Raw genomic sequence first — 22505 nt, forward strand, 5'->3', positions numbered from 1 at the left:
GAGGGTCTTGTGCGGGCGGGCGCCGGTGGTGATCAGGGTGCGGAACAGTTCGGCGTTGTCGTTGGCCAGGTAACCGGTGAACTTCACGCCGTGGTCGGCAGCTTTGAGGGTGAGGGTTTCGCGGGCGGCGGCTTTGTGTTCGTCGGGTTCGGGGCCGTCGGTGTCGAGGATGTCACGGGACTGCTCAGCGGCCTTGCGCAGATCGGCGGGGGCCAGGTGGCGGGCGAGGCGGACCAGTTCTTGTTCGGCGAACTCCAGGTCGGCGACCGGCACGGTCGTCGGGACCTTCTCCAGGGCGGTCACGATCGCTTCGGCCTGCGCCGGCCGCAACCGCACCACCGGCACCTCAGACGCCTCCCCGTCCTCGGCCAGTTCGGGATCGGGCAGCGCTGCGGTGACCGCCGCGTACTTGGGTAGGGCGCGGGCCAGTTTCACGTCGCGGTAGGCGCGGGTGTGGTCGAGGCGGTAGCGGAATTCAATGTATTGGACCGTGTCGCGGGCACCGACTCGTTCGGCGTACCCGGAGTTGTCCATGGCCGCGATGAGTCGCAGCCGGCGGGTCTCGAGGCGGGCGAGGTCGGCGTCGGCCTGGTCGAGAGCGTGCACCAGTTCGGCGTCGCTCATCAACTCCGGCGGCCTGTCCATACATCAAAGCCTAGACACCCCCACCGACAGTTTTCAAAGCCAGAACCCCTTATTTTCAAGGGAATCTGTTATCCACAGATTTATGCAGGCCCTTGCGTAGAGAGGATGTCGGTGACTGTGGCCTGTCCGTTGGGGAGGGTATCGGGGAAACGGGTCATGTAGTAAGGAATTGCAATGATGACGAGGGACAGGGCCCAGCCGCGGGCTCGGAGCCAGGTGGTTTCGTCGACCTCCAGGGCTTCGCGGTAGACCTTTCGGGATTCGCCTTCGAAGATCCACCAGGCGGGGAGTACGTCGCCGGCGGGGTCGGCGGCGCGGGCCGTGGCGAAGTCGATCACCGCCGAGAGCTTGCCGTTAGCAACCAACAGGTTGCCCGACATGAGATCGCCGTGGATCCACGACGGCGGACCGTCCCAGGTGTCGGCCGCCAAGGACTCCTCCCAGGCGGCCAGGACGCGCGCGGTGTCGAAGTGTTCCCGTAGTTCGTCCAGCGCCTCGCGGAACATGGCGTCGCGCGGCGCCAGCGGCGTACCGCGGCTGAAGGGGTCATCGTCGGGGACCGGCGCGCCGGTGGCGTCGACTTCTCGCAGGGTCCGCACGAAGCGAGCCAAGTCGTGGGCCGCCTGCGTGTCGTCCGCCGATGGGACGAACGGTGCCCCAGGCAACCAGCGGTAGACGCCCCAGGTGAAGGGATAGATCTCCGAGGGTTGGCCGAGCTCCAGTGGTTCCGGGATCGGCAGTGAAACGTGCGGCGCGAGGCGTGGCATCCAGGTCAGGTCCATCTCGACCTGTCCCTGGTTCCGCGACGTCCGCGGCAGGCGAACCGACAGGTCGTCGCCCACGCGGAAGGTCACGTTGTCGGTCCCGGACCGCTCGATCACCCGCACCGGCAGCCCTGCCCACCGCGGGAACTGCTCCGCCAGCAATCGCTCCACCACCGCGGAGTCGATGTCCACCTCGTCGTCATGCAGCTTCGGAACACCCGTCACGGCGCGACCCTCACACCCGGACGCCGTACGGTCAACCGATTTCGAGGCAGGGCCTATAGTGCTTGCTTCGTGGAGCTTCCTGAGGCGTGGCAGCGCGCCGTCGTACCACCGCTGCCGTCAGCCGGGCCCGATGTCCTCGGCGAGTTCGCGCGCACGATCTACGGGTCGACGCCGGTGGGCGGTGAGTTGACCGACCTGGTACTGCGTTCGCGGGACACCGGCACGTTCGATCGGCTGCACCATCGCGCCGTGATCGCCTGCCCGCTGGGCGATCTCGAGCTCGACACCACCACCCATCTGCCCGCCGGTGCGAGCCCGCAGCACCCCGCGCCCCTGGTCGTCGCGCTCACCTTCAAGGCCGACGACGCGCCACCTGCGACGGTGCTGGAGGCTGGGTACGCCGTACTCACGGTCGACTACCAGCAGATCGAGCCGGACGATCCGAACGCGCGCGGTGGTGTCCGCACACTGTTCGAGGCTGAGAGCTGGGGCGCCGTGGCTGCGTGGGCGTGGGGACTGTCCCGGCTCCTCGACATCGCGGGAGGTATCGACGGGGTGGATCCGGTGAATGCGGTCGTGCTCGGGCACTCGCGGCTGGGGAAGGCCGCGCTGTGGGCCGGTGCGCAGGACGAGCGGTTCGCTGTCACCGTCGCGAACGGTTCCGGCTGCTGCGGTGCGGCGCTGTTCCGGCACCCAGGCGGGGAGGACATCGCCGCGATCACCAGCCGATTCCCGCACTGGTTCGTCCCGTCGTTCTCGTCGTACGCCGGCCGCGAGAGCGAACTGCCCGTCGACCAGGATCAACTGCTGGCGAGCATCGCCCCACGCCGCGTGTACGTCACCAGCGCCGAGGACGACGCCTGGGCCGACCCGGTCGGCGAGTACCTGGCCGTCGTCGCCGCCCGACCCGCCTTCGGCCCGAACGGCATCGGCTACCACCTCCGCCCCGGCACCCACGATCTCCTCGAAGAGGACTGGCTGCACGCTCTGGACTTCGCGAAACAGTAGAGCAGTCAGTTCCCGAACAGTTCGTGGATGGCAGCTTCCTGGTCGTCGGTCAGGTCGGTGTGGATCAGTTTGGCGCGCAGACGGGTGCGCTGGAAGGTCGCGCGTACCTGATCGGTCACTTCCTCGCTGGACAGCAGGAACAACGCCGACGTACCAGGCGTCACCTGCCGACGGACCTCCTTGATGAAGTCGTCGTCGATCCCGACGTCGATCAGGGAACCCGCCACCGCCCCGGCTGCCGCGCCGATCGCGGCCCCCGCCCACGGCATCAGGAAGATCGTCCCGAACAACATCCCCCAGAACATCCCGCCGACCGCTCCCGGTCCCGTCATGTTCCGCACCTGCCGGGTTCGCGGCCGCCGCTTCTCCGGCTGCCACGACACCGACGCCGCGTCATGGATCTTGATCAGTTTCTGCTTCGCCAGACTCTCCAGAGTCCCGATCGCCTGGTTGGCCCCGTCCCAGGTCTCGAACTTCCACACCGTCAACGTCGCCATCCCACTCCTCCCTCACAACCACCAGTTGACAACCCCGGAGCCCGCCGAACAACCCTGAGGTCCGACCCTGAGCGCGGGCTGACGGATGTCATGGACGGGTGGTGACGGCCGATCCAGGCCTCCCCCGCCGTCGTTCGCGAAGCTCTTGGGTATGACGACAACGACTGCGGTCAGCCTGCGGGGTGTGACCAAGAGGTATGCGGACGTGCAGGCCGTCGCCGGGGTGGATCTGACCATCCGGGCCGGTGAGGTGGTGGCGTTGCTGGGGCCGAACGGCGCCGGGAAGTCGACCACGATCGAGATGCTGCTCGGGCTGGTGAAACCGGACCAGGGCACGGTTCAGGTGTACGGCGGTACGCCGACCGACGCGATCGCCCACGGGCAGGTCGGCGTGATGCTGCAGAGCGGCGGGATCATCGAGGACGCCAAGGTCGGCGAACTCCTGAACCTGGTGGCCGGCCTGCACCACGACCCGATGCCGGTCGAGGAGGCACTCGAGCGGGCCGGGATCGCCGACCTCACCAAGCGGACCATGAAGGGCCTGTCCGGCGGCCAGAAGCAGCGGGTGCGGTTCGCGATGGCGATCATCCCGCAGCCCGACCTGATCGTGCTGGACGAGCCGACGACCGGTATGGACGTCGAGTCCCGCCGCGACTTCTGGGCGTCGATGCACGCCGAGACGGCCCGCGGCCGCACGGTCCTGTTCGCGACGCATTACCTCGAGGAGGCGGATGCGTACGCCGACCGCGTGGTGCTGATGCGCAACGGCAAGGTCGTTGCCGACGGCACCGCCGCGCAGATCAAGGCGAGCGTGTCCGGCCGGACCATCCGCGCCACGATTCCCGGCGCCGATCTGGCCGCGCTGGCGGCGCTGCCCGGCGTACGGAACGTGGAGACCCGCGGCGATGTGGTCCTGCTGCAGTGCGCCGATTCCGACAACACCCTGCGGCACCTGCTGGGCACCACCGAGGCCCACGACATCGAGGTCACCTCGGCCGACCTCGAGGACGCCGTACTGGCCATCAGCGCACAAGAGGAGAGCCTGGCATGAACCGCGACTACCTGATCTTCGACATCCGCCGCACGCTGCGGAACCGGCGGGTGCTGATCTTCTCGATCCTGATGCCGCTGGTGCTCTTCCTGATCTTCGGCATGACGTTGCCGCAGGACGCAGGAGAGGCCGGGATCTCCGCGATCGCGTACGTGATGGTCAGTATGGCGATGTTCGGCTCGATGTCCGCGGCGATGAGCAGCGGCGGCGTGATCGCGGCCGAACGCGACGGCGGCTGGAACCGGACGTTGCGGCTCACCCCGCTGAAGCCTCAGGCGTACGTCGTGAACAAGGTCATCCTGAGCCTGCTGCTGGCGGTGCCGCCGCTGATCGTGGTGTTCCTGTGCGGCATGGCTTTCGGGCACGTGCACCTGAGCGCCACGCAGTGGCTGACGGTCGCGCTCGTGTCGTGGCTCGGCGCGCTGCCGTTCGCGGCGATCGGGCTGGTCATCGGGTACATCGCGAAGCCGGACAGCGTGCAGCCGATCACCGGTCTGAGCACGATGCTGATCGCGGCCTTCGGCGGCCTGTGGCTGCCGGTCGACCAGATGCCGTCGGTCATGAAGCACATCGCCCAGCTCACGCCGGCGTACTGGACCGGTCAGACGTCCCGGAGTGCGCTGACGGCGGGCGGTGTGGACACCGACGCGCTGCTGGTAGTGATCGGCTGGACCGTCGTGCTCGGGATGATCGGGCTCCGCCGGTACCGCGCCGACACGGCCCGCGCCTGACACGTCCCGTGACCGAAGATCCGGGCGATAGCGTGACCACCGTGAAGACTTCGCCGACCCTGATGGACGCGCTCGCCGAGCGCGGCGGCCGCCCAGGTCCTGGGCGGTGGGGCTGGCTGGCCGCCGCGGTCTGGCTGTTCTACCTGTCCCAGCCGTTCGAGGAGATCGTCCACCGGGAGGGGACGACCCGGATCCTCGGGCTGGTCACGCTCGCCCTGTTCGCGCTCTCGTACGTCGGGTTCTTCGGGTGGATCCGCTGGGTCGGCATCGGCCGCGGCGGCATGCCGACCTGGCAGCGGCTGGCGTACCTGGCCGGGATGCTCGCCCTGAGCCTCCTGCTGCTGCCGTCGGCGGGTCAGCAGGCGCTGACCTGCCTGGTGTACATCTCGGCGGTCGCGATGATGGCGCTCGACCTCCGGATCGCGATCGGCGTCGTCGCGCTGCTGCTCGGCGGCGTCGAGCTGGCGATGCGGGTGGTGCCGGGCTGGAACGACGACGGCAGCTTCGGGTTCGCGATCTTCCTCGGCGCTCTGGCCGTGTTCGGCATGCGACGGGCGATCCAGCGCAGTATCGAGCTGAACGCCGCCCGCAAGGACATGGCGGAGCTGGCGGTGCAGGAAGAGCGCAACCGGTTCGCCCGCGACCTGCATGACATCCTCGGCCACTCGCTCACCGTCATCACGGTGAAGGCGGAGCTGGCCGGGAAGCTGATCGAGGCGAATCCGGCGCGGGCGGCCGCCGAGGTCGCGGACGTCGAGAGCCTGGCCCGGGCCGCGCTGGCCGATGTCCGGGCCGCGGTCGCCGGGTACCGGGAGCTGAGCCTGGCCGGTGAGCTCGTCTCGGCGCGGGCCGCGCTGCAGGCCGCCGAGATCAAGGCGGACCTGCCGACCACGGTCGACGAGGTACCGGAGGAGAACCGCGAGCTGTTCGCCTGGGTGGTGCGCGAGGGCGTGACGAACGTCGTACGGCACTCCGGCGCGAAGCGCTGCACGATCCGGATCACGGCGGCGCAGATCGAAGTACTCGACGACGGCCTGGGACCGACGCCGGGCGGCAGCACGTCGGGGCACGGGCTGGTCGGGCTGCGGGAACGGGCCGACCAGGCCGACGCGAACGTCCAGGTCGGCGAGGCCCCCGGCGGCGGGTTCCGCCTGGCTGTCAAGGTCGGCCTGTGAGGATGGGGCTGTGACGATCCGACTGTTGCTCGCTGACGATCAGGCGCTGGTACGCGGTGCGCTCGCCGCGTTGCTCGACCTGGAGCCCGACCTGGAGGTGGTGTCCGAGGTCGGTCGCGGCGACGAGGTGATCGACGCCGCGAAGAGCGCCCGGCCCGACGTCGCGCTCCTCGACGTGGAGATGCCCGGGCTGGACGGTATCGAGGCGGCCGCCGCCCTGCGGACCGCCGTCCCCGGGGTGCGGGTGCTGATGGTGACCACGTTCGGCCGCCCGGGGTACCTGCGCCGCGCGATGGAGGCCGGCGCGGCCGGGTTCGTCGTCAAGGACACGCCCGCGACCCAGCTGGCGGACGCCGTACGGCGGGTGCACCAAGGGCTCCGCGTGGTCGACCCGTCGCTCGCCGCCGAGACCCTGGTGGCCGGTACCAGCCCGTTGACGGGCCGCGAGTCCGACGTACTGCGGGCCGCCCGGGAGGGAGGCACCGTCGCCGACATCGCCAAGGAACTGCACCTGTCCGAAGGCACCGTCCGCAACCACCTCTCCGCCGCCATCGGCAAGACCGGCGCCCGGACCCGGGCCGAAGCCGCGCGCATTGCCCTCGACAACGGGTGGTTGTAGCCGGTCTCTACCTCTAGGGTTGTTCTTTCAGGGGAGGGGGATTCTGCGATGTCGATCGAGAATTTCAGTGTGCGGGGCCGGTTGGCGGACACGGGTGAGGGGATCACGGCCGACGAGCTGCAGCTGGCGGCCCGGAACCACGGGATGCCGCTGGAGGGCCTGAGGTACGACGTGACGCCGCCGGGACTGCACTACGTGCTGGTGCACTACGACATCCCGGCAGCGAATGCGGGCGACTGGCTGCTCACCGTGGACGGGTGCGTCGAGCAACCGCTCACGTTCGGGCTGACCGAGCTGCGCGCGATGGGACGACGTACCGTCCGGGTCACGTTGGAGTGCGCCGGCAACGGCCGGGCGACGCTGCAGCCGCGACCGATCAGTCAGCCGTGGTTGTCGGAGGCGGTCGGTACGGCGGAGTGGACGGGCGTGCTGCTGGCCGATCTGCTCCGGCTGGCCGGGCTGCGCTCCGACGCCGTGGATGTGGTGTTCACCGGCGCGGACCATGGCGTGGAGCGCGGTGTCGAGCAGGACTACCAGCGTGGGTTGTCGGTGGAGGAGGCGATCGACTCCGGCGCGCTCATCGCCTGGGAGATGAACGGAGCGCCCTTGCCGCCGCAGCACGGGTACCCGCTGCGCCTCGTCGTACCCGGTTGGTACGGGATGGCGAGTGTGAAGTGGCTGCGGTCGATCGAGGTGATCGACCACGCGTTCGAGGGGTTCCAGAACGCGGTGGCGTACCGGATCCGCACGGACGCCGACGACCAAGGCGTCGCGGTCACCCGGATCGAGCCGCGGGCGCTGCTCGTGCCGCCCGGTTTCCCGGACTTCATGAGCCGCCACCGCTTCGTTGCCGCGGGCACCGTTCCGCTGTTCGGCCGGGCCTGGTCCGGCTGGGCGCCGATCGAGCGGGTCGAGGTCAGCACCGACGCCGGCGTGAACTGGCACGAGGCGAAGTTGGGTGCCCCCAGCAACGATGACGACGAGCTCGCCTGGCGGGCCTTCGCCTTCGACTGGGAGGCGACACCGGGCGAGCACGTCCTCACCGTCCGCGCGTACGACGCCAGCGGTCGCGAACAACCCATCGAGGCGCCGTGGAACCGCGGCGGCTTCAGCAACAACACCGCCCAGCGCATCACCGTCCTCGTCACCTGATCCGCCGCGTGTCGCTGGCACGTTCCGGCGTACCGGAGTCACATCCTGGAGACGTACACGGTTCTCACTCCAGGAGTGGTGCGGTGAACGACAACCAGTTGCACGCGCGGATCTTCCGCACAGCGGACGAGTGGTACGCCGACGTCGACGACGAACGCGACCCCCAACCGGACAACCCCCTCTGGCACGGCTCCTACACCACCCAACGAGCCGCCCTGGACGCCGCCTGCGCCCACCTCGCCGCCCTCCAGCAGGCCTCCTGAGCACCTACTCCGGTTCGTTGTGGGAGTCGCCGCCTACTCGGTACGGGGTGGTGACGCCCTCGTACATGAGGTGGGTCATGAGGCCTTCGGAGGCGTGGGGGAGGTTGTGGCAGTGGTCCATCCAGAGGCCGGGGTTGTCGGCGACGAAGGCGATCTCGTACGTCTCGTTGTTGCCGACCTCGAGGGTGTCGACCCACCACGGTGAGCCCGTCGCCGCGACGCCGTTGCGGGACAGGACGACGGCGTGGTGGCCGTGCAGATGCATCGGGTGCGCCTGACCGCTGGTGTTGGAGATCTTCATCCGGACCACGTCCCCCTCGGCGACCATGAACATCGGTACGTCGGGGAACTTGTGGCCGTTGATCGTCCACCACAACCCCGGCACACCGTCCAGGAACCCGGGCCGCCGCCCGATCCGGTACTCGAAGTTCCGGTCCGCCTTCGCCGGGTCGAACCCGATCGGCGCCGTCGTACCGTAGGTCAGCAGATCCACCGTCTGCGCCGGCAGCTCGCCCTTCGGCGGGTCGACCGGCCCGATCCCGAGCGACAGCGCCGACGTACCTGCCACCAGCCGCATCCCACCGGCCGGCACTACCGCCTCGAGATCCACCCGTCCACCGGCAGTCAGCGCATACGCGGCCGTCACCGCCGTCGGCCCGTGCACATCGCGGCCGTCGACGGCGACCACCTTGTACGGCGTCCCGAGCAGCCCGACGCGGAGGATCGCGTTGTCGGTGTTGATCACCCGCACGCGTGCCGTCGTACCGTCCGGGAGATCCACCTGCTCCGTCCCGGTGCGCCCGTTGATCGTGCGCTTCCCGTCGTACGTGTGGATCGTCGCGACGACCTCGCCGGACGCGGCCGGTGCGATCACGATCGGACCGAACAGACCGCCCTTGACCTCGTCGCTCGACACCTGATGCGAGTGGTACCAGTACGTCCCCGCCTGCGCGGCCTTGAACCGGTACACGTGCTTCCCACCCACCGGTACGGCGTCCTGCGTCACCCCGGCGACCCCGTCCTCGGCGTTCGGTACGTCGATCCCGTGCCAGTGCAACGTCGCGCCGTCCTTCACGGACTCGTTCACGAACGTGACCTGCACCAGGTCGCCCACCCGCGCGCGGATCAGCGGACCGGGCGACGTCCCGTTCACCGTGTACCCGTCGATCGTCTCCCCGGACGCGAGCTGGAACTTCTGCTTCCGCGCCACGAGCGTCACGTCCACGTTCGGCGTACCCGTCTTGGGTCCGGTCAGGTCGGCGACGCTCGTGCCGCTCATCGTGTGGTGCTCGTGATTCATCGACGGTCCGCCGCCGTAGTCGGCGTACCCCATCTCCGCCGGGTTGTACTCTCCCGGGACCAGGCTGGTCGCCCAGAGGTACCCGAGCGGTACGAGTACCGCCAGGGTCACCCCCAGAGCAGCCAGCCGGCCCCACCGACGGTTCTTGACGTCAGCCACTGGTCACAGGCTGATTCGGTACGACGGCGCGCCGGGCGGCCGCACTCGCCACACCGGCGATCGCGAGTCCGTTGATGCCGTGCAGCAGGCCGAGCGCCGGCACCCCGAAGGACACCACCGCGAGCAGGAACTGCACGACCACCAGACCGACCACGATCCCGGCCAGCGTGCGCCCACGCGGTACGTCGGTCAGGAACGACACGATCAGGAACACCAGCGCGAGCAGCCCGATCGCCGTACCGGCGATGCTGTGGTAGCTCTGGCCGAAGTTGCTGTAGTCCGCGCCGATCGAGGTGCCGTCGTCGGCGTCCTTCGCGATCGTGAACCCGGCCAGCGCGATCGACGCGATCTGCAGCACGACCGCGACCGCGATCAGCATCCCGACGATCCGGTACGCGTTCCTCATGCGCGCCGCTCCATCCGCCGCTTCCGCACGATCAGCACACCCGCCACGATCAGCAGCAGCGGCAGCACCGGCGGATGCCCGCCACCCACCACACACCCGATCGAAGCCAGTACGCCGACCACGCCCAGCAGAATCAGCAACGGGAACGGCACCCGCCCCAGGAACCCACGCGCGGCCCACGCCGGCCGCCTCGGCCCACTCCAGGCACCGCCCGGTCCCGCGCCCGTTCCAGCGCCCGGGCCGTTGGCTCCGGCGCCAGCAGCTGCGGCGCCCTCGGTGGCTTGGTGTGCGCCCGGCAGGTCCGCGAACAAACCGTCCAGATCCGCACCCGTCTTGGCCTGTAGTGCCTGCTCGACGCGCTCGGAGTGTTCGTCCGCGCTCAGCCGGCCGGCTTCGTAATGCTCGCCCAGACGCCGGACGGCGTCCTCACGCTCACTGTCGCCGATGCGGATCGATCCGCCCGGCCTCTCGTCGTTCATGACACTCCTCGGTGCTCGTTGTTCTTCCAACGGCACCAAGACTGTCTTTCGGACCCCTCCCACCGCGTCGCCTCAGCGGCGACACCTCCCCTACCCCCGGAGGAGCACACTGCACCGCTGGACGCAGTACGACGTACTCCCCCGGGCGTAGGGCACCCCAGGGTGAACCCTCAGGTGTTCCCTCAGGTGTTCGCGGAGAGGATCTGGTTCACGTCGTCGTTCGCCTTGGCGAGCGACGACGGTTCGGCCTCGAACGACATCACCGACTCCATCGCCGGTGTCATCACCGCGGTCACGTCCGCGGCGTTCGGGTTGGCCGGGTACGGGAACACGTCACCGGCCTCGACCGGCTCCAGGAACGGCGTGACATCCCACCCGCTCTTCGCGAACGCCGCCTTCGCCGCCGGCATGCTCGCGGCCACCGCCGGGAACACCACCCCGGCCTTGGCGACGATGTCCTGCGCCGTCTGCGAGCCGAGGAACTTCACCCACGCCCAGGACGCGTCCCGCTGCGTCGTACCGGCCCAGATGGTGTCCGCCAGCCCGTTCATCATCGACATCCGCTTGCCGACCGGCCCGATCGGCAGCCGCGCGAGCTTCGACTTCACCTGCTTCAGCGTCCCGTACGTCCCGAGCATCCAGGAGCCGTTCGGGGTGATCGCGTACTTGCCCGCCCCGAACGAGGTGGTCACGTCCACGCCGGACTTCGCCTGCGCGTACGTCGGCATGTACCCCTTGGTGATGAGCCCACGCCACCACCCGATCGTCTCGGTGAACTTCGGGTCGCCGTAGAAGAACTTCGTCCCCCACGGCTCGCCCTCGGAGTACTTCCAGCCGTTGATCGCGGCGTACCAGCTCCAACTGGTCTGCCCGTCACCACCGCCGGCGTCGGCGTACCCGAGCCCGTAGACCTTGATGTTGTCCTTGTCGAACCCCGGCTGGTCGCCGCGACGGTCCTTGGAGTCCACCGTCAGCCGGCGGACGATCTGCTCGAACGTCCCGCCGTCCTTCGGGTTCCACGTCATCGAGTTGAGCTGCTCGGCACTGATCCCGGCCGCCTCGGTGAACGCGCTGTTGTAGAAGTAGACCTCGGTGTCCCAGTCCTTCGGCAGGCCATACCGCTTGCCGTCCGCACCGATCCAGCGATCCGCCAGACCCTTCTGGTAGATGCCCAGGTCAACGTTGTCCCGGGCAACGTAGTCGTCGATCGGCAGCACCTGCCCCTTGTCCGCGAACAGCGGGTACTTCGACGAGTGCCCGGTGAACACGTCCGGCGCGGTGTCCGAGATGAACCCGGTGACGAGCTTCGACCAGTAGTCGTTCCAGCCGTACTGCTCGATCTTCACCGAGTACTGCGGGTTCTGTTCGTGGAACACCTTCGCGCACTCGGTGTACATCGGCAGCTGCGCCGAGTCCCACAACCAGTAGATGATCTCGCCGTCGGCCCGCGCCGCGGCCCCGTTGTTGCAGGCGGCAACAGCTGGTACGGCGAGACTCGCCAGTCCTGCCTTCAGCAGGGTCCTCCGTGTGAGCATCATTTGATCCCCGAGAATCCGATGGAGTTCGTGATCCGCTTGGCGAACGCCAAGAACAAGATGATCATCGGCAGCGCCGCGATCAGCGTCGCCGCCATCAGGCCGGCCCAGTCCGGTCCGCCCTGCGGCGTCTGCGACCGGAACACCCCGAGCGCGACCGTCAGCACCCGCACGTTCTCCTGCTGACCGACGAGCAACGGCCAGAAGTAGTCGTTCCACGAGTTGATGTAGGTCAGGATCGCGAGCGTCGCGATCGGCGCCGCGCTCATCGGGATGATCAGCCCGAAGAAGATCCGCCGGTGCCCGGCGCCGTCGATCATCGCCGCCTCTTCGAGCTCCCGGTTGATCCCGAGGAAGAACTGCCGCAGGAAGAAGATCGCGAACGGCGTCATGAACGCGCCCGGCAGGATGATGCCGGCGAAGCTGTTCAGCAGCCCGAGGTTCTTGATCAGCACGAAGTTCGGCAGCGTGGTGAAGATCGGCGGCACCATCAGCGCGGCCAGGAACAACGCGAACACCTTGTCCCGCCCGGGCCAGCGCAGCCGGGCGAACGCGTACGCCGCCATCGCGCTGAAGAACACCTGGCAGACCGTCGTGATGGTTGCCACCACCAACGAGTTGCGCAGGTACAGCCAGAAGTTCACGGCCGCACCGGAACCGCCCTGCGCCTGCGCCTCCTCGATCGTCGACAGTCCGAGCACCCGCTTGAACGCGCCGAGCGTGGTCTCCACGGGCAGCAGCGAATTCGGGTGACCGGGCAGCTGCGTGTTGTCGGAGAACGCCGTCCGCAACATCCAGTAGAACGGGAACAGCGTGACGATGAGAAGAATGAACAGCATCACCCAGGCGACTGTCCTGCCAACGCCGAGCTTTCTCATGCGAGATCACTCTCCTTCGCCCGCAGCAGCCGCAGCTGGAGCAGCGACACGACCGCGAGGATCGCGAACAGCACCAGCGCCATCGCCGACGCGTACCCGAAGTCGAACCGGGTGAACGCCCGTTCGTAGATGTAGTAGTAGATGACCCGGGTCGCGTTGATCGGACCGCCCTGCGTGGTCACGGCGACGGTGTCGAAGATCTGGAACGACCCGATCATGGTGACCACCAGGACCATCACCAGAACAGGCCGCAGCAGCGGCAGCGTGATCCGCCAGAACGTCTTCCACTCGGTCGACCCGTCCACCTCGGCGGCCTCGTAGACGTACGACGGAATCGTCTGGAGTCCCGCGAACACCAGGAGCGCGGTGTACCCCATGTGCCGCCAGACGTTGATCCCCGCGACCGTCGGGATCGCCCAGTGCGAGTCGCCGAAGAACGCCACCGGGTCGATCCCGACCCAGCCGAGGAACGTGTTCACGACGCCGACCTGCACGTCGAGCATCCAGTACCAGACCAGCGCGACGACGACGTTCGCGACCAGGTACGGCGCGAGCACGATCGCGCGGACCGTGATCGATTTCGTCAACCGGTACATCAGCATCGCGATCCCGACGGCCAGGACGGTCTGCACCCCGATGTTGATCACGACGTACTCGACCGTGACGCCGAGCGCGTTCCAGAAGAAGCTGTCCTGGACCATCCGCTCGTAGTTGGCCAGCCCGTTGAACTTCGGCGCCTCGAGCAGGCTGTACTCGGTGAAGCTCAGGTACGCGCCGCGCAGCGTCGGCCAGATGTAGAACACGACGAAACCCAGGGTCGCCGGGGCGATGAAGATCATCGCGACCTTCAGGTCCCCCAGGTTTCGCCGTCTCCCTGGTGGTGCTGCCGAGTCCCCGTGACTTCGTTTCCTGGCAGGTGGTGCGTTGGTGGTGGCGGTCACGGGGATCTCCTTGTCTGTCGGCGATCGAGTGGGCTTACCCGATCGCTGTCACGTCCAGCAAGATCGCGTTCTCGGGCCATTGCGCGGGCATGAGTACTCCGACCGAGGCGAGGGCGGCGCCGTTCAGCTCCACGCTGCCGCCGTCGGCCGACCAGGCCGTGGATCGCGACGCGGGCCCGGGCGTCGCGACCTTGCTGATCCGGTACGTCCGCTGCGGGTCGAGCCCGGGCAGGCGAACCCGCCCGACGGCCGACGTCACCGACTGCTTCGTCTGTACGACGCTGAACACGCCACGCTGACCGTCCTGCGCGACGACACCGTGCACGAGGACGTCCTCGGGACCGCGGTCGGCGCGGATCACGCGACCGGTGTGCAGCAACGGCCGCAACTCCTTGTGCAGGGCGACCCATCCCTTGAGCTCCGCGCGCTCCTCAGAGCTGGCCGAGGCGATGTCCCACTCGATACCGAAATGCCCGAACAGCGCGGTGATCGCGCGGAACGACAGCGTCTGCGTGCGGCCGGTGGTGTGCGCCCGCGGCGGGCCGACGTGGCAACCGATCAGCTCCGGCGGCAGCAGCAGCTGCGTGTAGCGCTGGATCGTCTGGCGCTCGAGCGCGTCGTTGCTGTCGCTGCCCCAGATCCGGTCGGTGCGCTCCAGGATGGCGAGGTCCACACGGGCGCCACCCGACGAGCAGGACTCGATCTCGAGCCCCGGGTGCCGGCGCTTGAGCTCGTCGATCAACCGGTACACAGCCAGGGTCTGCTCGTGAATACCCGCCGTACCCGTGTGCTGGTTGCCGCCGTCAACGAAGTCGCGGTTGTGGTCCCACTTCAGGTACGCGATGTCGTACTCGGACAGGATGCTGTCCAGCCGCTCGAGGATGTAGTCGTACGCCGCCGGGACGCCGAGGTTCAGGCCCTGCTGGTGGCGTGCGGTCGGCGGCATCCGGTCGCCGGCGGCCAGGATCCAGTCCGGGTGCTCGCGGGCCAGGTCGGAGTCCGGGTTCACCATCTCCGGCTCGACCCAGAGGCCGAACTGCAGCCCGAGACCCTTCACGTGGTCGACGAGCGGGTGCAGGCCCTTCGGCCAGATCCCCTCGTCGACGTACCAGTCACCGAGGCCGGCGTGGTCGTCGCGACGGCCGCGGAACCAGCCGTCGTCCAGCACGAACCGCTCGGCCCCGACCTCGGCGGCCGCGTCCGCGAGCGACTTCAGCTTGTCCAGGTCGAGGTCGAAGTACACGGCCTCCCAGGTGTTCAGTACGACGGGACGCTCGGTCTGCGGGTGGTTGGTCCGCGCGCGCAGGAAGTCGTGGAAGCGGTGCGAGACCTGGTCGAGGCCGACGCCGTACGAGCCGTAGATCCACGGCGTGCTGTAGGTGCCCGCAGGCTGGAGGCGGCCCTCGCCCGGGAGGAGCAGTTCGCCACCGCCGATCACGCCGTACCCGCTCATGCCGCGCTCCGCGTACGAACGGTGGTTGCCGCTCCAGGCGGTGTGCACGGCCCAGATCTCGCCGGTGCGGAAGCCGAAGCCCTCGGTGCCGGCCAGCAGGAGGAGCGTGGCGTCGGCGCCGGTGCGGCCGCGGCGGTTGTCGCGGATGTGGGCGCCCTGCGTGAACGCGTGCCGCTGCGGGTGCCGCTCGCCGATGTGCCGGCCGGTCATGTCGAGCAACTCGGTCGCCTCGGTCGGCACCGGCAGGGCGAGGTAGAGCCCGTCGAGCGTGTACGGCGTCGCGCCGGTGTTGGTCAGGTCGGCCTTGGTCCGCACCAGACCCGAGTCCGTGAGCTCGACGGTGAGCCGGAGCTCGAGCCCGGCGTCGACGGCGTCGATCTGCACGGTGTTGTCGGTCCGGGAGACGCTGTTCAGCGTGAAGCTCGCGGAGAAGTCCTGACCGTCACGGTGGCCGTTCAGGCCCGGGAGGCCGAACCAGCCGGCCGAGTACTCGGGCACGATCGCGATCGGACGGTTCTCGTCCAGGCCGTTCCCGTCCTGCACCACACCCGCGCCCCGGCGCAGTTCCAGCAGAGCCTTCTCGGTCAACTCGCCCAGATCCGCACCCCAGTGCAGCACAGACGGAAGGGCCGGCCCGGAGCAGTCGAGCACCAGGCTGACACCACCGGCGCGAAGCTGCAGAATCTCGATGTTCGACACTGTTGATTCACTCTGCTTTCTGATTGATTTCAGGACGGAACTATTTACCCCGCCAGCCCCGTTGTCAATGCTTCACGAAGTTAAGTAAATACTCTAGAGCCCTCTACAACGAAGGAAAAGCCGTGACCCCCACCCTCCCCAAACCGGTTTGGGGCCGCAGGTCACGTGTCGGTGAGGCTTCTCTTGCGTACGGAGCGCAGCCAGGTGTCGACGGTGGTGACGTCCGGTGCCGCCGGGAGGACTGTGCGTTGCAGTGCTTTGTCGAGCTCCTCGTGGAGCGTGAGGCGCCAGCGTTCGACCTCGTCCCAGGGGAGTTCGCCGCGTTTTACCGCCAGGAGGCGTTCGCGGTGCGGGCCTACGTCGACGACGAGCGTTGCTTCGAGCAGTAGTTCGCGGGCCGAGAGCAGCAGCCGGATCAGGTGCATGACGTGCTTCCACTTCGGCGTACCGTCGCGGCGGAAGTCCGTTTCGAGCTTCTTGAACTGGCTGAGCACGTAGCCCGAGTACGTCTGATACGCCAGCTGGGACAGGAACGCCGTACGGAGTCCGACGAGTTCCTCCCCCAGGGGTGTCTGCTGCACGACGAGGGGTGAGTGCAGGACCTCGAGGAGGTTCGGGTTCGACTTCAGCGCGAGTTCACAGAACCGCTCGACCTCCCACGAGAACCATTCCGGCTCCGGTCCGTCGACGTGCGTCGGCGGCTTCGCGAGCGACCAGAAGGCTTCGGTCGGGGCGACGTACACACCACGCGTGTCGGTGTCCGAATCGTCGGTGTCCAGCCCGAAGGCGCGGGACCCGACGACCGCGGCGTAGATCGTGTGCTCGCGCACCAGCCGGTCGCCGTCCGGCTGGTCCAGCTCGATCGCTTCGTCCTGGTACGCCGTCCGCAGGCTGAGCTGATCGCGCCGAGCCAGGGTTTCTCGCCCGTCCACGAGGCGGACCGTGTAGCGGCCGTCCGGGGTCACGCCGGCGACCCTCCCGGTCGCCCCGCGCTGCGCCGTACCGCCCCGATCGTCGGGCGCCGCGACCCGGACCACCACCTGCGTGCCAACCGGCAACTGCGGCCCCTGAACTCCCACCCCGCCCATGCTGCCCGACCCGCGGACCATGCCGCCATCACAGTCCACCGCCCCGCGCTGCCCGAGCCCGGACGCCCAGGCCATCACAATTGCGCCGCCCGGACGGCTCCCCGCGTGGCAGCCCCGGCAGCTTCCAATTGGGATGGCCTGGGTGTCCAGCACTCTCTTGACAAATTTTTCTGTCAAGTGGAGATTGAGGGCATGCTGCGGTATGTCGAGGAGCCGGAGAAGGTGCGGTTGGCGTTGTCGCCGATCAGGCGGCGGCTGCTCGAACTGCTGCGGGAGCCGTCGTCGGCGACGCAGCTCGCGGCCGCGCTCGACTTGCCGCGGCAGCGGGTGAACTACCACCTGCGCGAACTGGAGAAGGCCGGCCTGGTCGAGCTCGTCGAGGAGCGGCAGCGGCGCGGGTTCACCGAGCGGATCCTGCGCGCGGCGGCCGATCTGGTCGTCGATCCAGGGGTCATGGGTCGTGCGTTCACCCAGATCCAGGACCAGTACGCCGCCGAGCACCTGGTCGAGGTCGCCGCGGGGACGGTGCGGGACGTGGCGCGGATGCAGACCGCGGCCGACGCGGACGGGAAGCGGCTGCTGACGTTCACGCTCGAGACCGAGGTGCGGTTCGCGGAGCCGGGCGACGTCCACCGATTCACCGACGCGTTGACCGCGGCGCTGCAGCAAGTGGTCGACGAGTTCGACAGCCCTGACGGGCGGCCGTACCGGCTGATCGCGGGCGGCCACCCGGCACCCCGCCGTACCGAAGGAGAGTCATGAAGATCGTGGTCACCGTCGCGGCGCCGGTCGAGGCCGTCTGGGACGCCCTGCGGAACAAGGAGAAGATCCGGCACTGGCACGGCTGGGAGTACGAAGGTCCCCAGGGTGGCCTGGAAGAGGAGATCGACCTCATCTACTTCACCGAGACGACCGAGGACGGTACGACGCTGACACTCGGCCACGGCGACCGCTTCGAGGTCGAGCCGGTCGAGGGCGGTTCCCGGGTCACGCTGACGCGCGCACCGCGTGGCGCCGACCCCGAGTGGGAGGCGTACTACGACGACGTCACCGAGGGCTGGATCACGTTCCTCCACCAGCTCCGCTTCGCCGTCGAACGGCACCCCGGCGACCCGCGCCGTACCTTGTTCTACTCCGGAACCGGCGCCGTCTCCCCCATCGAGGACCTCCGGATCCCGGCCGAAGACGCCTTCGACCTCGACCTGATCGGTGAGCGCGTCAAGTGCGAGGTCTGGTACCGCTCCGACCACCAGCTCGGCCTCACGGTAGATGCCTGGGGCAACGGTTTGCTCGTACTCAGCCACATCCCGCCCGGCGACCTGAAGCCCGACGGCGCCACGATGGCGATCCTGTCGGTGTACGGCGACACCGACCAGGACGCGCTCGAGGCCCGCTGGCGTGCGTGGTGGACCGAGCGCTATCCGGAGGAGCTCAAGCTCCCGGAGTAACGGCACGGCGGTGACAGGGCGCAAAGGTGTCAGCACTCTCGGTCTACCGGGCTTGGTTACCGGGAAGTACATTTCTTGCCGACGGTGATCTGGTGGGGGTCCTGAGATCACCGAACTCCGGCGAGAGAGGCCTTCCGGATGAAAGCTCCGAGAAGTCGTCGAGTGTCAGCAGCAGTTCTCCTACTCTCCTTGACCGGGCTCGGCCTGGTCGCGTCCCCGGCGCACGCCGACGGTCCCGGATCGGGAACGCCGTACGTCGTCACCGTTGGGGACTCCTACATCTCGGGCGAGGCCGGCCGGTGGGCCGGGAGCTCGAACGACTCCGAGGCACCGGCCGACGCGCTCGGTGCGCACGCCTACCACGACAACGCGACGCACACCGCCGAGCTGATCCCGAAGTGCCACCGCAGCCTGTCCGCCGAGGCGTACGTCGGCGGCGGCGTCGGTGGGCTGAACCTGGCCTGCTCGGGCGCTCGCACCACGACCGGCACCGGCAGCGACTTCAAGCCGGGCCTCGACTTCTACGACGACGGCGCCGGCAAGCAGGGACAGGCGAAGATGCTGCAGGCCTTCGCCGCGACCCACAACGTCAAGCAGGTGGTCGTGTCGATCGGCGGCAACGACTTCAACTTCGCGTCGGTCGTCACCCAGTGCGTGCAGGACTTCCTGCTCTCGCCGTCCTGGAACCCGGACTACTGCCGCGACGACTCGTCCGTCGTCGCGAACTTCACCAGCAGCAACGTCACGGCGGTCCGCGCCAAGATCGCGACGGCGTTCCAGAACGTCCGGACGGCGATGCGGAACGCCGGGTACGGCGACAGTTCGTGGAATCTCGTCGTACAGACGTATCCGTCACCGATCCCGGCCGCCAGCGGATTCCGGTACGGGCAGACCGGTTACACCCGGCAGAGCGTCGGCGGATGCGGCTTCTGGAACGCGGACGCCGACTGGGCGAACAGCACCGCGCTCGTCACGATCAACAGCACGGTCCGGGCCGCGATCGGCCAGTCGGGTCTGTCCAACGCCCGTCTCCTCGAACTCCAGTCCGCCTTCAACGGCCGCCGGCTGTGTGAGAAGACCGTCGGCCTGTACGAGGAGGTCGGCCTCAGCTCGTGGACCCAGCCGACCGCCGTCGACAGGACCGAGTGGATCAACCAGATCCGCACGGTGACGACGGTCGGTTCGAACTACTACATCCAGGAGTCCCTGCACCCGAACTACTGGGCGCAGCTCGCGCTCCGCTCCTGCGTCCGCCAGACCTACACCCAGAACCGCGGCGGCACCTGCACCATCGCCGGCACCGGCCTGCTGAACGGCGAACCGCGCATGACCCTCAACTGATCCAGAACAAGGGCCGGCCGCCGCACCCCCGAAGGTGCGGCGGCCGGGTTCTTTTCAGGGGGTCAGCTCAGGTTGAGGCCCGTGTCGTCGATGACGAACGAGGTCTGCAGGGAGCTGTCTTCGGTGCCGGTGAAGCTGATCGACACCGTCTGGCCGGCGAACGACGAGAGGTTGAACGACTTGAGCGAGTAACCGCTCGCCTTGTTCAGGTTCGAGTACGTCGCCAGCGTGGTCGAGCCCGCCTTCACCGTCAGCTTGTCGTACTGCGTCGACGACGTGGTCTCCGCGGAATCGATGTGCAGGTAGAAGGAGAGCGTCGCCGAGCATCCGGCGGGGATCGCGACCGACTGGCTCAGCGTGTCGGTGTGCGTCTGGCCGTAGCCGTCCAGCCAGGCCTTCCAGGTACCGCTGCGCGCGGGCTGGGAGGTGCTGTTGTCGATCACTCCGGCCGACGCCGACCACGGAGCCGCCGTACCGGTCTCGAAGCCGGGGTTGCCGAGCTTCTGGCCGGAGCAGCCGCCGGTACCGCCGATGGTGAAGGTGAACGACGTACTGCCCGAACCGCCGGCACTCGCGGTCGCCGTCGCGGTGACGTTGAACGTGCCGCTCGCGGTCGGCGTACCGGACACGGTGCCGGTCGACGAGCCGAGAGTGATACCGGCCGGCAGACCGGTCGCCGACCAGGTGTACGGCGCGGTGCCGCCGGTCGCGGTCAGCGTGAACGACGAGATCGCCGTACCGACCGTACCGGTCTTGTTGCCCGGGTTCGTAACCGTGACGCCACCCGACGTGGAGCAGGTCGGGTCGGCCGTCTGCGCCGGCACGCTGACCGCGTCCCAGGCCGCCTTCACGGTGTTGAACTCGGTGCAGCTGCCCGGGTACAGGTTCTTGGCCGCGGTCAGCGTCCAGGTCCGGTACTTCAGGTACGAGCTGCTGCTGGTCTTCATCAGCATCGCGTTGTACATGATCCGGATCGCCTTCTGGATGCCGATGCCGGTCACGGTCGAGCTGTTGCAGGTCGGGCTCGCCGGGCTCGCGTTGCTGCCCTGGGACAGCAAGTAGAACCAGTGGTTACCCGGACCGGCCGCGGCGTGCACCTCGGTGCCCGGGATCGAGCTCGAGTAGCAGTTCGGGTCGCCGAGCGCCGACGGGTTGTACATGTTGCGGATCGGCCCCTGGCCGACCAGGTTCACCTCTTCGCCGACCAGGAAGTCCGGCGGGTCGTACGACGCGCCCTGGTTGCTGTAGTACTCGGTGGCCGCGCCGAACGTGTCGGCGACGAACTCCTGGGTGCCGTTACCGGAGATCCCGCCCGGCGTGTGGTCGTCGATCCCGTGACCCATCTCGTGGGCCACCACGTCCATCGACCCGATCCAGCCACCGGCGGTGTTCTTGCCGATCTGGACCTGCGTGCCGTCGTAGTACGCGTTCTGGTCGTTCAGGCCGACCCGGATCGGCCAGGCGCCGCCGTTACCGTCCATGCCGTTGCGACCGAGCCACTCGGTCAGCATCTTCTTCTCGGTCTGCGCCGCGAACAGGGCGTCGACGCAGCCGGTCTCCTTGTTGGTCGCCGTACCGTTGCCCCAGTTGTCGTCCGGGCCCGAGAACGTGGTGTTGTTCGCCGAGTCCTGGCAGGACAGGTTGGTGGTGCCGGGGTCCTTCATCGAGTACGTGCTGCCGGAGAGCGTGGTGTCCAGGTGCAACGGGCTGGGCCCGCTGTAGACCGCCGTACCGTTGCCGGCCAGCACGTGTTCCTTGGTACCGAGCACCTTGCCGCTCTGCGCGTCGACGTACACCGACAGGCTCGACGGCTCGTGACCGTTGCTGCCGCTGACCCGGGACTGCCAGGCGAGCTTCGGCGTACCGTTCAGGGCGTAGACCGCGAGCGTCGGCGTGGTCGACGAGTCGACCTTCTTCAACTGCTTGGTCGCCGTCGCCTTCGCGGCCGCGGGGGTCACCTTCGCGGTCGTCGACAGCTCGGGTACGGCGGTGGTCTGGGCGACCGAGGTGGACATCACGGCCCCCTTCTCGTCGGTGACCACGACGAAGTCACCACCGACGACCGGGAGACCCTTGTACGAACGCTCGTACGGGACGTACTGCAGACCGGACTGCTCCGAGATCACCGGCTTCGCGATGAACGTGTCGTCCTTCGACGCGTGCAGGGCACTCGGCCTGCCCGCCACGAGTGACGCGGCCGAGTCGACGGCGAACGCCTTCGACTGCGCCTGTGTGGGTCGCGGCGGAGGCGCCGCACTCGTCGCCGCACCGGCCGACGACCCGAACCCGGCGAGAGCAGCCGCTGCGAGGCTGGTCACCCCGATGACGGCCGCAGCTTTGCGGGAACGCTGAAACAAGACCATGGATGTGGTCCCTTCGCGAGGTGGTGCTGGGCGGGTTGCGCCTCGCCGGACTGCAGGCGGTGCACCACTCCGCCTGGAACCTCCGGCCTACCCCTCGGCACGGCTGTCCGGAAGACCCCTTTCCATCCAGCCCCGATGGATCGCGCGGACGGACACTATGTCCGACCCCGCACCCGAGCAAGACGCGGTCGTGCCGTTGGCACCCCGATGACAACTGACCGCGTTGTCATCATCACTTAGCGCTGACAAACGTGGCCCAACCTGAGAATCATCACGACGGTCGGC

22 protein-coding genes are annotated in these 22505 nt (G+C 68.4%); 10 read left to right on the forward strand and 12 right to left on the reverse strand.

Going from position 1 to position 22505, the window contains the following annotated elements; genetic code table 11:
- The coding region (locus E0H50_RS11800) for a DUF222 domain-containing protein (RefSeq protein ID WP_131287066.1) at positions 1 to 645 on the reverse strand (645 nt) is incomplete at its 3' end.
- 80 nt (positions 646 to 725) lie between these two features.
- The gene (locus E0H50_RS11805; protein ID WP_238150911.1) at positions 726 to 1634 is read right to left on the reverse strand and encodes an aminoglycoside phosphotransferase family protein; all 909 of its coding nucleotides are present in this window, start codon (positions 1632 to 1634) and stop codon (positions 726 to 728) included.
- A gap of 69 nt (positions 1635 to 1703) precedes the next feature.
- On the opposite strand from E0H50_RS11805, the gene E0H50_RS11810 reads away from it, so the two are divergent.
- On the forward strand, positions 1704 to 2642 hold the full coding sequence (locus tag E0H50_RS11810; RefSeq protein ID WP_131287071.1) for a glucuronyl esterase domain-containing protein: 939 nt from the start codon (positions 1704 to 1706) through the stop codon (positions 2640 to 2642).
- A 5-nt stretch (positions 2643 to 2647) separates the two neighbouring features.
- Here the strand turns inward: E0H50_RS11810 and E0H50_RS11815 are convergent, their stop codons facing one another.
- Positions 2648 to 3139 (reverse strand): DUF1269 domain-containing protein, encoded by a 492-nt coding sequence (locus tag E0H50_RS11815; RefSeq protein ID WP_131287073.1) that lies wholly within the window; start codon positions 3137 to 3139, stop codon positions 2648 to 2650.
- Between the two features lie 151 nt (positions 3140 to 3290).
- On the opposite strand from E0H50_RS11815, the gene E0H50_RS11820 reads away from it, so the two are divergent.
- The 6 genes from E0H50_RS11820 to E0H50_RS11845 all read left to right on the forward strand — a co-directional run bounded on the left by E0H50_RS11820 (position 3291) and on the right by E0H50_RS11845 (position 8130).
- Positions 3291 to 4190 carry an ABC transporter ATP-binding protein gene (locus E0H50_RS11820; RefSeq protein WP_131287075.1) on the forward strand — a complete coding sequence of 300 codons (900 nt, stop codon included), beginning with the start codon at positions 3291 to 3293 and terminating at the stop codon, positions 4188 to 4190.
- Positions 4187 to 4921, forward strand: coding sequence for an ABC transporter permease (locus E0H50_RS11825; RefSeq protein ID WP_131287077.1), 735 nt, complete (start codon positions 4187 to 4189; stop codon positions 4919 to 4921). The genes E0H50_RS11820 and E0H50_RS11825 overlap by 4 nt, the downstream gene beginning before the upstream one ends.
- Positions 4922 to 4962: 41 nt before the next feature.
- Complete coding sequence (locus E0H50_RS11830; RefSeq protein ID WP_202868111.1) at positions 4963 to 6096, forward strand: sensor histidine kinase; 1134 nt, start codon at positions 4963 to 4965, stop codon at positions 6094 to 6096.
- 10 nt (positions 6097 to 6106) lie between these two features.
- Complete coding sequence (locus tag E0H50_RS11835) at positions 6107 to 6715, forward strand: response regulator transcription factor (protein ID WP_131287079.1); 609 nt, start codon at positions 6107 to 6109, stop codon at positions 6713 to 6715.
- A 48-nt stretch (positions 6716 to 6763) separates the two neighbouring features.
- On the forward strand, positions 6764 to 7867 hold the full coding sequence (locus E0H50_RS11840; protein WP_131287081.1) for a sulfite oxidase: 1104 nt from the start codon (positions 6764 to 6766) through the stop codon (positions 7865 to 7867).
- A gap of 83 nt (positions 7868 to 7950) precedes the next feature.
- Positions 7951 to 8130 carry a hypothetical protein gene (locus E0H50_RS11845; RefSeq protein WP_131287083.1) on the forward strand — a complete coding sequence of 60 codons (180 nt, stop codon included), beginning with the start codon at positions 7951 to 7953 and terminating at the stop codon, positions 8128 to 8130.
- 4 nt (positions 8131 to 8134) lie between these two features.
- Here the strand turns inward: E0H50_RS11845 and E0H50_RS11850 are convergent, their stop codons facing one another.
- From E0H50_RS11850 to E0H50_RS11885, 8 genes are all read right to left on the reverse strand, one after another.
- Entirely contained in the window at positions 8135 to 9589 is a 1455-nt protein-coding gene (locus E0H50_RS11850) for a multicopper oxidase family protein (RefSeq protein ID WP_238150912.1), read from the reverse strand.
- Positions 9582 to 9995 (reverse strand): hypothetical protein, encoded by a 414-nt coding sequence (locus E0H50_RS11855; RefSeq protein ID WP_131287085.1) that lies wholly within the window; start codon positions 9993 to 9995, stop codon positions 9582 to 9584. The genes E0H50_RS11850 and E0H50_RS11855 overlap by 8 nt, the downstream gene beginning before the upstream one ends.
- Positions 9992 to 10474, reverse strand: a complete 483-nt coding sequence (locus tag E0H50_RS11860) for a DUF1707 SHOCT-like domain-containing protein (protein ID WP_131287087.1) — start codon at positions 10472 to 10474, stop codon at positions 9992 to 9994. The genes E0H50_RS11855 and E0H50_RS11860 overlap by 4 nt, the downstream gene beginning before the upstream one ends.
- 182 nt (positions 10475 to 10656) lie before the next feature.
- Positions 10657 to 12009 carry an ABC transporter substrate-binding protein gene (locus tag E0H50_RS11865; protein WP_238150913.1) on the reverse strand — a complete coding sequence of 451 codons (1353 nt, stop codon included), beginning with the start codon at positions 12007 to 12009 and terminating at the stop codon, positions 10657 to 10659.
- Entirely contained in the window at positions 12009 to 12887 is an 879-nt protein-coding gene (locus E0H50_RS11870; protein ID WP_131287091.1) for a carbohydrate ABC transporter permease, read from the reverse strand. The genes E0H50_RS11865 and E0H50_RS11870 overlap by 1 nt, the downstream gene beginning before the upstream one ends.
- Positions 12884 to 13726: a carbohydrate ABC transporter permease gene (locus tag E0H50_RS11875; RefSeq protein WP_131287093.1), complete on the reverse strand. Its 843-nt coding sequence runs from the start codon at positions 13724 to 13726 to the stop codon at positions 12884 to 12886. Before E0H50_RS11875 ends, E0H50_RS11870 begins: the two co-directional genes overlap by 4 nt.
- Before the next feature lie 136 nt (positions 13727 to 13862).
- The gene (locus E0H50_RS11880; protein ID WP_131287095.1) at positions 13863 to 15980 is read right to left on the reverse strand and encodes an alpha-galactosidase; all 2118 of its coding nucleotides are present in this window, start codon (positions 15978 to 15980) and stop codon (positions 13863 to 13865) included.
- Between the two features lie 161 nt (positions 15981 to 16141).
- Positions 16142 to 17059 (reverse strand): nucleotidyltransferase domain-containing protein, encoded by a 918-nt coding sequence (locus E0H50_RS11885; protein WP_238150914.1) that lies wholly within the window; start codon positions 17057 to 17059, stop codon positions 16142 to 16144.
- A 201-nt stretch (positions 17060 to 17260) separates the two neighbouring features.
- Between E0H50_RS11885 and E0H50_RS11890 the strand changes: the two genes are divergently transcribed.
- The 3 genes from E0H50_RS11890 (at position 17261) to E0H50_RS11900 (ending at position 19857) form a co-directional block, all read left to right on the forward strand.
- Positions 17261 to 17830, forward strand: a complete 570-nt coding sequence (locus tag E0H50_RS11890) for a winged helix-turn-helix domain-containing protein (RefSeq protein WP_131287097.1) — start codon at positions 17261 to 17263, stop codon at positions 17828 to 17830.
- Positions 17827 to 18516 (forward strand): SRPBCC family protein, encoded by a 690-nt coding sequence (locus tag E0H50_RS11895; RefSeq protein WP_131287099.1) that lies wholly within the window; start codon positions 17827 to 17829, stop codon positions 18514 to 18516. Before E0H50_RS11890 ends, E0H50_RS11895 begins: the two co-directional genes overlap by 4 nt.
- A gap of 162 nt (positions 18517 to 18678) precedes the next feature.
- A complete protein-coding gene (locus E0H50_RS11900; RefSeq protein WP_131287101.1) occupies positions 18679 to 19857 on the forward strand; it encodes an SGNH/GDSL hydrolase family protein in 1179 nt (392 codons plus the stop codon).
- A gap of 62 nt (positions 19858 to 19919) precedes the next feature.
- On the opposite strand, the gene E0H50_RS11905 is transcribed toward E0H50_RS11900, so the two are convergent.
- Complete coding sequence (locus E0H50_RS11905; RefSeq protein WP_131287103.1) at positions 19920 to 22220, reverse strand: M4 family metallopeptidase; 2301 nt, start codon at positions 22218 to 22220, stop codon at positions 19920 to 19922.
- Between the last annotated feature and the right edge of the window lie 285 nt (positions 22221 to 22505).

Origin of the sequence: Kribbella sindirgiensis (assembly GCF_004331435.1) — a bacterium.
GTDB lineage: Bacteria > Actinomycetota > Actinomycetes > Propionibacteriales > Kribbellaceae > Kribbella > Kribbella sindirgiensis.